Source organism: Streptomyces sp. NPDC005574, assembly GCF_040605435.1.
In the GTDB taxonomy this organism is placed as follows: Bacteria; Actinomycetota; Actinomycetes; order Streptomycetales; family Streptomycetaceae; genus Streptomyces.
Window position 1 is genome coordinate 1 of sequence record NZ_JBEXCW010000055.1, and the last position, 12,849, is coordinate 12,849.

General features: G+C 71.0%; 11 protein-coding genes. 3 read left to right on the plus strand and 8 right to left on the minus strand.

Annotation, left to right across the window (positions count from 1 at the left end):
• Positions 1-42: 42 nt before the first annotated feature.
• From ABZT03_RS28465 to ABZT03_RS28480, 4 genes are all read right to left on the minus strand, one after another.
• Entirely contained in the window at positions 43-2,235 is a 2,193-nt protein-coding gene (locus tag ABZT03_RS28465; RefSeq protein ID WP_356044357.1) for an MMPL family transporter, read from the minus strand.
• Between the two features lie 191 nt (positions 2,236-2,426).
• Complete coding sequence (locus ABZT03_RS28470) at positions 2,427-2,963, minus strand: GNAT family N-acetyltransferase (protein ID WP_356044359.1); 537 nt, start codon at positions 2,961-2,963, stop codon at positions 2,427-2,429.
• 82 nt (positions 2,964-3,045) lie between these two features.
• Positions 3,046-3,921 (minus strand): LLM class flavin-dependent oxidoreductase, encoded by an 876-nt coding sequence (locus tag ABZT03_RS28475; RefSeq protein WP_356044362.1) that lies wholly within the window; start codon positions 3,919-3,921, stop codon positions 3,046-3,048.
• Positions 3,922-4,251: 330 nt separating this feature from the next.
• Positions 4,252-5,271: an aldo/keto reductase gene (locus tag ABZT03_RS28480; RefSeq protein ID WP_356044364.1), complete on the minus strand. Its 1,020-nt coding sequence runs from the start codon at positions 5,269-5,271 to the stop codon at positions 4,252-4,254.
• Positions 5,272-5,423: 152 nt separating this feature from the next.
• Here ABZT03_RS28480 and ABZT03_RS28485 point away from each other — a divergent pair, with 152 nt between their 5' ends.
• A complete protein-coding gene (locus tag ABZT03_RS28485) occupies positions 5,424-6,014 on the plus strand; it encodes a TetR/AcrR family transcriptional regulator (RefSeq protein ID WP_356044367.1) in 591 nt (196 codons plus the stop codon).
• A gap of 79 nt (positions 6,015-6,093) precedes the next feature.
• Here the strand turns inward: ABZT03_RS28485 and ABZT03_RS28490 are convergent, their stop codons facing one another.
• From ABZT03_RS28490 to ABZT03_RS28505, 4 genes are all read right to left on the minus strand, one after another.
• Positions 6,094-6,939 carry an LLM class flavin-dependent oxidoreductase gene (locus ABZT03_RS28490; RefSeq protein ID WP_356044370.1) on the minus strand — a complete coding sequence of 282 codons (846 nt, stop codon included), beginning with the start codon at positions 6,937-6,939 and terminating at the stop codon, positions 6,094-6,096.
• Positions 6,940-7,157: 218 nt separating this feature from the next.
• On the minus strand, positions 7,158-7,919 hold the full coding sequence (locus ABZT03_RS28495; protein ID WP_356044372.1) for a class I SAM-dependent methyltransferase: 762 nt from the start codon (positions 7,917-7,919) through the stop codon (positions 7,158-7,160).
• Positions 7,920-7,997: 78 nt separating this feature from the next.
• The gene (gene nhaA / locus ABZT03_RS28500; RefSeq protein ID WP_356044481.1) at positions 7,998-9,875 is read right to left on the minus strand and encodes a Na+/H+ antiporter NhaA; all 1,878 of its coding nucleotides are present in this window, start codon (positions 9,873-9,875) and stop codon (positions 7,998-8,000) included.
• Positions 9,876-10,607: 732 nt separating this feature from the next.
• Complete coding sequence (locus tag ABZT03_RS28505) at positions 10,608-10,730, minus strand: hypothetical protein (RefSeq protein ID WP_356044373.1); 123 nt, start codon at positions 10,728-10,730, stop codon at positions 10,608-10,610.
• A gap of 236 nt (positions 10,731-10,966) precedes the next feature.
• Between ABZT03_RS28505 and ABZT03_RS28510 the strand changes: the two genes are divergently transcribed.
• Entirely contained in the window at positions 10,967-11,281 is a 315-nt protein-coding gene (locus tag ABZT03_RS28510; protein ID WP_356044375.1) for an ANTAR domain-containing protein, read from the plus strand.
• 257 nt (positions 11,282-11,538) lie between these two features.
• The gene (locus ABZT03_RS28515) at positions 11,539-12,798 is read left to right on the plus strand and encodes a SpoIIE family protein phosphatase (protein ID WP_356044484.1); all 1,260 of its coding nucleotides are present in this window, start codon (positions 11,539-11,541) and stop codon (positions 12,796-12,798) included.
• The last annotated feature ends 51 nt before the right edge of the window (positions 12,799-12,849 follow it).

Consider the following 12,849-nt stretch of genomic DNA (forward strand, 5'->3'; position numbering starts at 1 on the left):
CCGGACGGTGACGGCACACGGCTGCGGGCAGAGCCCGGGCGGCTAGCCGCGCCGTCCCGAGGGATCGTGCGCGAGTGCGTCCCGGTCCTCACCGGTGACCGGTCCGGGACCGACGGGTTCGGCCTCCGTGCCGGCCGGCGCGTTCCGGGCCCGGTCCGCGTGCCCCGGCCACCACGCCGCGTGGCCGATCAGCGCGGTGAGGCTCGGGGTGAAGAACATCGCCATCACGAAGGCGGCGACGGCGATACCGAAGGAGACGGCGAAACCCATCTCCGTGAGCAGCGCGTTGCCCGCCAGCATCATCGTGGCGAAGGTCGCCGCGAGGATGAAGCCCGCCGCGGCCACGGTGGGCCCCGCGTGCCGCAACGCCATGCCGGCGGCCTCGCGCGGACTCCGGCCCTCGCGGGCCTCTTCACGGAGCCGGGCGATCATGAGGATGTTGTAGTCGGTGCCGATCGCGACCACGAACAGATACATGATCACGGGCAGCATGAACATCAGGCCCGAGTGTCCCTGCCCGTCCTGGAAGATCCACACGGTGGCACCGAGGGTCGCGCCGAAGCCGAGCCCCACCGAGGCCATCAGGTACAGCGGGGCGACCACACTGCGCAGCAGAAGCCCCAGGATGACCATGATCAGGATCGCGGCGACGGGGAAGACCGTCCGGTAGTCGTGGTTGACCGCCGTGTCGATGTCCTTGTAGATCGAGGACATGCCGCCGACGAGGGCCTCGGTGCCCCTGGGGGCGTCGGAGTGCGCGACGTCCCGCACCCTGCCCACGGTGTCGATCGCCTGGTCCGTGGACGCCTCGTACTTGAGGGTGACCGTGAAGTCCGCGGTGGTGCCGTCCTTGTTGACCTGCGTCATGCGGGCACTCGCGACACCGTCGACGGCGCCGAGGCTCTTGGCGTACGCGGCGAAGGCGGCCTTGTCCAGGGGGCTGGCGTCGGTGCTCGACAGGTAGACGTCGGTGGGTGCGGCGGCCCCCGCCGAGTACGCCTTCTGCATGTCGTCCTGGACGACCATCGACTCCTTGGTCTTCGGCATGGAGCCCGAGGCCAGGTCGAAGGTGGCGTTGTAGCCGAACACGCCGAGCGACAGCGCGACCAGGACCAGGCCGGAGACCGCGGTGGTCAGGGCCGGGCGGCGCTGCACTCCGCGGCCGAGGGCGGCGAACCGGGCGTTCTCCGGCTCGCGCTGCCAGGACTTCGAGGGCCAGAACACCTTCGGCCCGATGAGCGAGACCACGGCCGGGACCAGGGTCAGACCTGCCACCAGGGTGACGCCGACCGCGATGGCCAGGGCCGGACCCATCTGCTTCAGGAAGCCCAGCGTGGACAGGATGAGCGCCAGGAAGGCGATGATGACGGCTCCGGCCGCCGAGGCGATGGCCTCACCGACCCGGCCCACCGCGTTGATCATCGCCTGCTTCGACTCGTCCCCGGCTCGCAGGCGTTCGCGGTAGCGGAACATCAGGAACAGGAAGTAGTCGGTGCCCACGCCGAAGAGCACGACGATGAGGATCGAGGAGACCGAGCTGTTGGCCTGGAGGTCGAACAGCTTGGTGGCGTAGGCGATCAGCCCGTTGGCGATGGCGGCCACCACACCGATGAGGATCAGCGGCAGTACGGCCAGGATCGGCGCCCGGAAAATGATCAGCATGGTCACCAGGATGATCAGGAAGGTGCCGATCCCGATCAGTGCCTGACCGCGTTTGGACGAGTCCTGTTGGTCAAGGGCCTGTGCGGCGGAGCCGCCGAGCTTGACGTCGAGGTCCGTGCCCTTGGTGAGTTGCTTGACGTCCTCCCGCAACACCTTGGCCGCGTCCGCCTGTTTGGGCTGACCGGCGTTCTTGCTGTCCATCTGGACCAGGGTGAGCGCGTATCTGCCGTCCTCGGACGGTTGGCCTGGGACGACCTTCTGCACCTGGTCGATGTTCTTCTCGCCCAGCTCGGTGGTGATCCGGGCGACGTCCTTCTTGTCGGCGGCGGTGAGCTTGCCGCCGTCGGAACGCTGGTACAGCGCGATCGCGGACGGGGTGAAGGCGCTGGGGAACGCCCTCTCCTGGAGAGCCGCCGCTTTGATGGACTCGTAGCTCTTGGGCAGGAAACTGCTCTCATCGCTGTTCGAAGGCAGGCTCGGGGCGGTGGCGACGATCGCCAGCGCCGCGATGAGCCATGCCACGATCGTCCAGACGGGATGTCGGACGACAGTGTTCCCGATACGTCGAAACATGCGGGGGGTCCTCCTGGGCAGGAAGATCACCGCAGCCCGGGGAGCGGACCCCGGCATCGGCGACCCCGACCGGCTCTCCCATGAGCCGGTCGAAATGGTTGTCTTGGGCTCCGATGGTAGTGACGGGGCCCCTGGCCCGCCCCATCGGGCCGCCCCTGGTGTCACCTTTGTGATCTCCCGGTCGGGGCCTTTCAAGGGCACGTCGGCCGGCGCACCATGAAGACGTCGACCGGGTCCTGGGATTCCACTACGAAGCCGTGGCGCTCGTAGAGCCGGCGGGCCGCGCTGCCCCGCAGGACGTTCAGCCCGACGGTCAGGCCCTGCGCGTCGGTCCGCTCCAGCACGGCGCGCAGTACGGCGGAGCCGAGCCCCCGGCCCTGGTGGCGTGGAGCCAGGTAGAAGTGCTCCAGCCACTGCCGGTCCTCGGCGGGCCGTACGGCGACGCACCCCGCCAGTTCACCGCCGACCAGCACGACGGACGTGTGCCGCGGGGAGAAGGAGTCGCGCAGCCGCTGCCGCACCCGGTGTGCGTCGTAGCGTCCGAGGCGTTCCAGATCGGCGCGCAGGACGGTGGCCCGCAACTCCGCGATCTCCTCGACGTCGGCCACCGCCGCGGCACGCAGCTCCCACCCCGGGCCGAGGGCCGGCCTGCCCCGCGCGAACGCCGCCGCCTCCGCCCGGGTCCCGGTCACCGTGTCGCCCTTACTCCCCGTGCCCCCTGTGTCCATGATCGGATTGTCGCAGTCGCCTCTCCCGGCCGGACCGGCCGCCCTCGCGGCACCGCGCTCCCGGCCACTACGGCCCGGGTGTTCACGCCGACGTGTCGATCAGCTCCTCGGCGACCCACCGGGCGACACCGACCGGGTACGGCGAGGGCAGCCCGAGGACGATGTGGCCGAAGCCGGCACCGATCGCGGCCCCGATCGCTTCCCGGGTGACGTCAGGCCGGTCGTAGGAGACGGCCAGGTGGATCGAGCGGGTGATCGAGGCGGGGTCGCGGCCGATGTCGGCGCAGTACCGGTCCAGCAGTGCGCTGCGGCGGACGACGTCGTCCATGTCTCCGCCCGGGATGTTCCACAGGTCGGCGTGCTCGGCGACCACGCGCAGGGTCGCGGCGGAGCGTCCGCCGATGAGGACGGGCGGGTGGGGGCGCTGCACGGGTTTGGGGTTGCCGAACGCGCCGGTGAGCTGGACGTAGGTGCCGTCGAAGTCGAACGGTTTGTCCTCGGTCCACAGCCGCCGGATCACCGTGCAGGCCTCGGCGAGGCTCCCCACGGCGTGCGCGGTGTCGTGGAAGGGCAGGCCGTACGCCGGGTACTCCCGCCGGGCCTGCGGAGGGCTGGGCCGTGAGCCGACGCCGATGCCGAAGTCGAGCCGTCCGCCGGAGACGACGTCGACGGTGGTGGCGATCTTGGCCAGCATCGCGGGTGGCCGGAACCGGTTGCTGGTCACCAGCAGGCCGAGCCGGAGTCGGCGGGTCTGGGCGGCGAGCGCCGAGAGCAGCGTCCAGCCCTCGTGGATCGGGCCGTCCGGATCGCCGCCGATCGGCAGGAGGTGGTCGAACAGCCACGCGTGCTCGATCGCGGGGATGTCGTCCGCCTCGCGCCAGACCCGCAGGATGTCCTGGTAGTCGACCTGCATGGGGGCGGTCATGATCCCGAACCGGGGCCGGGAGGTGTGGGGCATGGTGTCGTCAGTCCTTTCGTCACCGGCGGCGCCGACCGGTCCATCCGGTCGACGCGGACGGCGAGTCCAGCGTGTTCCGGGCGCGCGGGCGCGTCGGCGTGGGAAGGGGAAGCGCGGCTCGCAGCGGCGTGTGCACGGCGAGCGCGGTCGCGTCGGGGTACGGAGGAGAAGCACGGCTCGAAGCGGTGCGTGAACGGTATGCGCAAGCGCGTGGGGGTGCGGAGGAGAAGCACGGCCCGCGTCGGCGTGTGAACGGCAGCACGGCCCGCGTCGGCCGGCGAAGCAGAAGAGCGGCCCGCTGGCTACGAAGGAGATGCGGGGGCCGGTGGGTCAGCGGCGGCGTAGGGACGGGTCCAGCAGCGCGGGCGGGGTGTCGAACTTCTCGTCGGCCGCAAGGTCGGTTCCGGGCGCGACGATCGCGTCGATCGCGTCGAGTACGTCGGCGGACAACACTGTTTCGGCAGCGGCGAGTTGGGAGTGGAGGTGGTCGAGGGTGCGCGGGCCGATGAGCGCGCTGGTGACGGCCGGGTGCGCGGTGACGAAGCCGAGCGCGAGCTGGATCATCGTCAGGCCGGCCTCGTCCGCGACCACGGCGAGCCGTTCGACGGCGTCGAGCCGGGCCCTGTTGGCGGGGAGGGTGGTGTCGAAGCGCTGGGGCATGAACGCCGAGCGGCTGGTGGTGATGTCCCGGCCCGCGCGGATCGCGCCAGACAGCCAGCCGGAGGCCAGCGGGCTCCAGGCCAGCACGCCGAGCCGGTACTCCTCGGTGACGGGCAGGACATGGGTCTCGATGCCGCGCTGCAGGATCGAGTAACTGGGCTGTTCGGTGACGTAGCGGCTCAGGTGGTGCTCGCGGGCGGCCCACTGTGCCTGCACGATGCGGTACGCGGGGAAGGTCGAGGAGCCGAAGTAGCGGATCTTTCCGGCGCGTTGGAGGTCGGTCAGCGCCGACAGGGTCTCCTCGTCGCTGGTGGTGGGGTCCCAGCGGTGGATCTGGTAGAGGTCGACGTGGTCGACGCCGAGGCGGCGGAGGCTGTTGTCCAGTTCGGTGACCAGCCAGCGGCGCGAGCTGCCCCGGTGGTTGCGCTCCTCCCCCATGGGCATGGTCGCCTTCGTGGCCAGCACGATGTCGTCGCGGCGGCCGGCGATGGCCTTGCCGACCATCTCCTCCGACTCGCCCGCGCCGTACATGTCGGCGGTGTCGATGAGGTTGACGCCGCCCTCCAGCGCGGCGTCGACGATGGCGGTGGCCTCGTCCTGGGTGGTGCGCCCGATCGCGCCGAAGTTCATCGCGCCGAGCGCGAGGGAGCTGACCTGCACACCGGTGCGGCCCAAAGTGCGGTACTGCATGACCGTGTTCCTCCAGCAAGGGTGAATCATGGGCGGTGCATGGCTTGGTTGTCGGGCTTCCGTTCTGACATCATGAGCAAACGGAACCTCGTTCCGTTAACGATACGGAACAACGTTCCGTTTATCAACCCCGGGGCGGAAGGAGCGGAACGGTGAGCGACAGCGACGCGGGCGCGGAGGCCACGGCCCGGTCCCAGCGCAAGGACGCCCAGCGCAACAAGGAGTCACTGCTGGACGCGGCCGCCGCCGTGTTCGTGACGGCCGGCGTGGAGGCGCCGGTACGCGACATCGCGGCGAAGGCGGGCGTCGGGACGGGCACGATCTACCGCCACTTCCCCACCCGGGCGGACCTCATCGTCGCCGTCTACCGGCACCAGGTCGAGGCCTGCGCCGAGGCGGGCCCCGCCCTGCTCGCGAGCAGCCCGACCCCGTACACCGCGCTCGGCCGGTGGATCAACCTGTTCGTCGACTTCCTCGTCACCAAGCACGGGCTGGCCGCCGTCCTCCAGGCCGACAACGCCGGGTTCGAGACGCTGCACGCCTACTTCCTCGACCGCCTGGTGCCCGTCTGCACCCGCCTCCTCGACGCGGCGACCGAGTCCGGCGAGATCCGCACCGACCTCAGGGCCATCGAACTCATGCGTGGCGTCGGGAACTTGTGCATCGGTGCGGACAGCGACCCCCGCTATGACGCGCGCCGACTGGTCGAACTCCTCATCGCGGGGCTGCGCCGCCCGCAGTGACCGCCGCCGCGCGTCCCCGGACGCCCGCGGTGACCGCCGCCGTCCGTCCCCGGACGGCCGCGGTCACCGGTTCAGACGGTCACAGCGCGTCCGCCAGACGGTCGACCTGGTGCGGGTCGAGGCCGTAGCAGTAGAGCATCACCTCGTCCGCGCCGAGGTCGCCGAAGGCCGTGATCGCGGCGCGGATCCCGGCGGGCGTGGTGAGTGTTCCGGCGACCATCCGGTCGGCCATGCCGGTGAAGGCGTAGTACCCGTGCATGCGGGAGCGGGCGTCGTCGATCACCTGCTCCGGGCCGAGCGCGACGTTGACCTGCGCGACGAGACGCGGCTCGCCGTCGCGGCCGTACTCCTTCCAGAACCCGCGGACCGTGTCGAACAGGCCGCCCGCCCAGGACGGTGCCGCGGCGGAGAGGAAGCCGTCGCCGAAGCGCGCGACGCGCTCCAGCGCGACGGGCTTGAAGCCGCCGAACAGCACCTCGGGGCCGCCGGGCCGGGCGGGCGCGGGGCCGATCGGGCCGGCGCCGCCGCCGTACGGCGCTCCGGACCACAGGCGGCGCAGCACCGCCATCTGCTCGTCGAGGCGCCGGCCTCGCGTGCGCATGTCGACGCCCGTGACCTGGTGGTCGTCGTCACGGCCGCCGATCCCCAGGCCGAGCACCAGACGGCCGCCGGTCATCCGGTCCAGGGTGGCGGCCTGCTTGGCGAGGAGGGCGGTGTCGCGCAGCGGGGCGAGCAGCACCTCGGTCTGGACGCGGACGCGGGAGGTCGCGCCGGCGAGCACGGCCAGCGCAACGAGGGGTTCCGGGTTGTCGTAGACGAGCCGGTCGAGCAGGCCGAGTGTGCTGAAGGGTCCGGCGTCGGCGCGCTGGGCCCAGGTGAGCAGGGTGGTGGGGTCGCCGATGGGCAGACCGATACCGACGTTCATGGCGGAGACCTCCGGAAGGAAGGGTCGACAAGGACACCTGCCGCCCCTCCGGCACCTCGGTGAGGTGGGACGCTCCCGCTCTGCGGCGTACTTCCGGGGAGCGTCTCGTCGAAGTGACCTCACCGTAGGGCGGATCGTTCCGCCGACACAACCGGATATCCCCGGCGGGGACGATTGTCCGGTGGCGACAACGGGACGCGCTGGTGGGCCGGTTGTGCTCAGGCGCGGTCCGCGCCGTCCGTCACCGGCGGCACGCGGTAGACGGAGACGTGGGAGCCCGATTCGGCGGTGAACTCCGTGCCGGACCAGTCGGCGTGCCTGGTCTCCAGCTCCAGTCCCGCCAGCCGGCCCATGAGGTCGAGTTCGGCGGGCCAGACGTAGCGGTGGGGGCTGCGCGCGAGCCGTGCCTGTCCGGTGTCGCCGAACCGGAAGTGGTGCGAGACGATCCGCTGGTTCAGGACGTCGTAGGTGTCCAGGCCGATGTAGCCGGGTTCGGACCGCCAGACGGTGGCCTTCTGCCCCGGTGGCAGTCTGCGCAGCTCGGGCACCCACAGTTCGACGACGAATCGGCCGCCGGGCGCGAGGTGGCGGGCTGCGTTGCGGAAGCAGGCGACCTGCTCGGCCTGGGTGAGCAGGTTGGAGATGGTGTTGAAGACGAGGTAGACCAGTGTGTACGCGCCCGGGGCGGTCGTCGTGGCCATGTCTCCGATGATCACCGGGATCGTCGTCTCGTCCGCCTTGGTGCGCAGGCGTTCCACCATCGGCCGTGACAGCTCGATGCCGGTGACGGGCACCCCCCGGGCCGCGAGCGGGACGGCCACCCGGCCGGTGCCGACGGCGAACTCCAACGCCGCGCCGGTTCCCGCGAGTTCGGCCAGACGGTCCACGGTCGGCCCGAGCACCTCGGGTGCGAACATGCCGGTCCCGGGTGTGTCGTAGTCCTGGGCGGCCTCGGTGTTCCAGATGTCCTCCTGCTGCATTCCTCCCACGGTCGGCGTCCGCGCGGGGGAAGTCCAGCGAATATCCGCCGGACGCGCTGAGGCCGGTGGGCCGTGCGGTCAGGTGAGCGCGGCCCGTTCCTTCGCGGCTCGTACGGCCGCGGAGAGGCCGGCGATGTCGTACGCGCCGTGGTGGCGGCGCCCGTTGACGAAGAACGTCGGTGTTCCGGACACCTGGCTCAGGTCGGCGGACTCCACGTCCTCGGCGACGCGCGGGGCGCCGGTGTGCTCGCGCAGCGCCTTGCGGAACCGGGCGGTGTCGAGGCCGAGCTGCCCGGCGTAGCGGATCAGGTCGGTGGCCCTGAGGTCGCCCTGGTGGGTGATCAACAGGTCGTGCATGTCCCAGTAGTCGCCCTGGTCGCCCGCCGCCTCGGCCGCCTCGGCGGCGAGTTGGGCGTGCGGGTGGACGTCCTCCAGGGGCAGGTGCCGCCAGACGTAGCGGACGTCGCCGAAGCCGGCCAGCAGTTCGCGGATGACGGGTTCCGCGAGCCCGCAGTAGGGGCATTCGAAGTCGCCGTACTCCACGACGGTCACGGGGGCGTCGAGCGGTCCGCGGATGTGGTCGCGGTCGTTGTCGACCGGCACCGCCAGGTCGATGATCCACTCGCCCGTTCCGAGCAGGGCGCGGCTGCGTGAGCGTCCCGGCAGAAAGCCGATGACCCGGGTGACGACCCAGGTCAGGGCGAACGAGCAGAGCACCGCGCTCAGGATGCCCACCTTGGCCTGGGCGAGCTGCTGCCCCGAGAAGGCGAGGGTGCCGATGAGGAGGGAGACGGTGAAGCCGACACCGGCGATGGACCCGCCGGCGAGGGTCGCACCCCAGCCGACCGGTGGGTGCAGGCGGCCGTGGCTGAGTCGCGAGGTCAGCCAGGACACGCCGAAGACGCCCAGCGGCTTGCCCAGTACGTAGCCGAGGAGGATGCCCAGGGTGACGGGCGAGGCGAAGGCGTCGGCGAGCTGCCCGGCGCTGAGAGTGATGCCGGCGTTGGCGAGGGCGAACAGCGGCACGATGACGAAGCTCGTCCAGGGGTGGTAAATGCGTTGCAGACGTTCGTTCGGGGAGAGCGTGGAGGCGAGCCCGAGGCGTACCTCGCGTTCGAGTTCCGGGGTGGGCTGCTCACGGAAGAGGCGGAACAGGCCGCTCGCGCGTTCCAGGTCGCTGCGGCTGGCGGGGTAGGCGTAGGTGAGCAGTCCCATGGCCAGGCCGACGACCACCGGGTCGACACCGGACTTCAGCAGGGCCACCCAGGTCGCCGTGGCCAGCAGTGCGTACACGGCGCCGCGCCGGATCCCCCCGGCGCGCACCAGGAGGATCACGCCGAACAGTCCGAGCGCCACCAGGAGGGCCGGCCACCGGATGGGGCCGCTGTAGGCGACGGCGATGACGACCAGGGCCACGAAGTCGTCGACCACGGCCACGGTCAGGATGAAGATGCGCAGCCCGCCGGGGAGACGGTCACCGAGCAGGGCCAGCATGCCCAGGGCGAAGGCGGTGTCGGTCGACATCGCCACGCCCCAGCCGTGCAGGGAGGAGTGCCCGGCGTTGACGGCGAGGTAGATGGCGACGGGCACGATCATTCCGCTGACGCCGGCCAGCAGCGGGAGGGTGACACGGCTGCGTTCGCGCAGTTCGCCCATGTCGAACTCGCGGCGGGCTTCGAGGCCGACGACGAGGAAGAACAGTGACATGAGCCCGCTGTTCACCCATTCCCGCAGGTCGAGGGAGACTCCGCCGGAGCCCAGGTGCACCGACAGGTGGGTGTGCCAGAAGTCCTCGCAGGTGCCGGGGCCCGTGTTCGCCCAGACCAGGGCGGTGACCGCGGCGAACAGCAGGATGACGGCGCTGCCGGTCTCGGTTCTGAGGAAGTCGCGCAGGGGGGTGCGCAACTCGTTGCCGCACTCGGTCCGGCCGGACAGGTTGGGGGCCGCTGGCGACATGCTCATACCCGTGATTCTCCCGCCCGTGGGGGCCGAGTGCCGAAAGGCCCTGCCGCGCGGGGGGCGTGTCGCCAAGCGGCGGCCGGACATGGACCACCGGGTTCCGCACCCGCCCGCGGCGCGCCGCCTGCCGCGCCCTTCGCAGGCGCGTGGCGGTCAGCCGTCGTCACACGGACGCGACGGGCCGACGCCGGCACGGTGACGTCGGTCGGCTGAGCACGGGCGGGTGCCCGTTCGTCGGCACCGGTGACCCCGGCTGCCTCCAGTGTCACGGCGTTCTCCTTGATGCCACCTGACCACGCGGGCCGAATGTTGAATACCGTACTGCATGGGGTGGGTACGGCGGCGGGTGCCGTGACGTGGCCAACATCCCGCCGTCCGCCCCCTGATGGGTCCCGGAGTCCGGCGGCGTCGGGCCTTGACAGGGGCCGCGGGGCAGGCTGACGGCGAGTACGGTTCATGACCGGCGGTCCGGGACGGGCGACATTCTGCGGGCGGGTCTCGGCGGTGCGGCTCGGGGACCCCGGCCGGTGGGATCCTGTGCCGGACGCCCGCCTCTGATGGGTGCGGGGGCGAGCGTCGTGTCAGGCCCGGACCGGTCAGCCGGTACTGGGGGTCAGGTTGACCGTGTCGCCGCCGCCCTGGACCTTCAGCGTCTCCGGCGGCTCGCGTGTGACCGCTCCGGCCAACCCCTTCGATCGCGTCCCCGGTCTCCGAGGCTGGATCGCGTCCTCAGTCTTCGACGCTGTCCGGCGGTGGGGGTTCGGCCGGGGGGAACAGAAAGGTCTCGAACGCGTCGAGTGCGAACGTCATCAGCAGAAGCACGACCGGAACAAGCAGGGCGATCAGGATCACGGTGCCTCCCGACGGAGCTGTGATCACAGAGGTGGCGTACCGCGAGTGGCGTAGGCCCAGCGTGCGGCCGAACAGGTGACGCCGCACGTCAGGGCCCGGCAGAAGAGGCCGTTCGGGTGAGCTGCCACCATCGGGACGCCACCTGTTCCGGGACTCGCGTGCCCGGGATTTCAGGCAGGGAAAGCCGGGAAGGGGCATGGGTATGTTCCCATTCGTCGGCAGTCCCGGTGATCCGTATGTCCTGTGATCGGGAGCCCGCCTCACCCCCCGCCGTCGACCTGGCGCGGGAGAACGAGCGGCTTCGGCGGGAGAACGAGCAGCTGCACCGTGCGCTGAGTTCGCACGCGGTCGTCGATCAGGCCATCGGGGTCCTCGTGTGCATGGGTCGTCTGGACCCTCAGGACGGGTTCGTGGTGCTGCGCGAGGTGTCCCAGCGCACCAACACCAAGCTGTCCGGTATCGCGGAGCAGATCGTCAAGCACGCTCAGGGGGCGCCGCTGGAGGAAGCCGTCGGAGCCCAGCTGGACGCAGCGCTGGCCCGACATACCTGAAGAGCGCCCGGGAACCTGGCGTGGGCGATCCCGCCGATCGGGTTCGACGAGCGGGGAGAAGTCGCCCCTACGATCACCCCGGGCATCACGTAGGTTCGCTGAAGGATGCGAGTACCCAGGATGGACGACGAGACCTTTCCCACCGGTTCTCCGCGGCGGCTGCCGCTCACCCTGAACGCCACCGGGTGCTGCCCCCTGCTCAGCGCCCCGCGGAAGGCCGCACAAATCAACGCCGCGTACGGGGGAAGACGACGATGATGTGCCGCACCGGTGACGACAAGGACGACGGCGCCGCCTCCGAGGACCGGGCGGGCGACGATGCGCTGTTCTCCGCCCTGCTGGAGGACAGCGCGGAAGACCTGTACGAGTACGCCCCGTGCGGTTTCCTCTCCACTCTTCTCGACGGGCGGATCGCCAAGGTCAACACCACGCTGCTGCGCTGGCTCGGCTACGAGCGCGGTGACCTGGTGGGCCGCAGGCAGTTCTCCGACCTTCTGACCGTCGGCGGGCGCCTGTACCACGAGACGCACTTCGCGCCGCTGCTGCGCATGCGGGGCGAGATCAGCGGCATCGCCCTGGAACTCAAGGCCGCCGACGGCAGCCGGCTGCCCGTCCTGGTGACCTCGACGGTCAAGACCGGCAGCGACGGCCAGCCGTTGCTGATCCGCACCACCGTCTTCGACGCACGCGACCGCCGGGCCTACGAAGAGGAGCTGCTGCGCGCCCGCAAGGAGTCGGAGCGGGAACGCGAACGCCTCCAGCAACTGGCCACCACCTTGCAGGAGACGCTGCTGCCGCCCCGTCTGGCAGACGTCCCCGGACTGAACGTGGCCGCGCACTACCACATCGCCTCGGTCGACGAGGTCGGCGGCGACTTCTACGACCTGTTCCCACTCGGCGGCGGGACCTGGGGCATGTTCCTGGGCGACGTGTGCGGCAAGGGCGCCGAGGCCGCGGCCGTCACCTCCCTGGCCCGCTACACCCTGCGCGCCGCCGCCGTCTACGACCGGGACCCGGCCACCGTGCTGGGCAATCTCAACACCGTCCTGAGCCACGAGTACAACGGCGACGACCCCCGGTTCTGCACCGTCATCTACGGCCTGCTCACCCCGGACGGCGACCACGGAGGTTTCCGGATCACCCTGGCCAGTGGCGGCCACCCGCCGGCCCTGCTGATGCGCCCCGACGGCAGCGCCGACTTCGTGGCCACCCCCGGCGGCCAGCTCATCGGCGTGCTGCCCGATGCCCGCATCGCCACCACCACCTTCCGCCTCGACCCGGGCGACACCCTGCTGCTGCACACCGACGGCCTCACCGAGGCCCGCACCGCCGTCGCCGGCGACCGCTACGGAGACGACGCCCTCCTCGATCTCGGCCGCACCCTGGCCCCCACCACCGCCGAGGACACCATCTCCGCGATCCGCGACCTCCTCGACACCCTCGGTACCGGGGTGGACGACGACACCGCCCTCCTGGCCGTCAGCGTGCCCCGCTCCGACCGTGAAGAGCAGCATTGACCCCGTTGGGCGTCCAGGCACGCGCCCTGACTTCCGGGCCCGTTGGGTTCA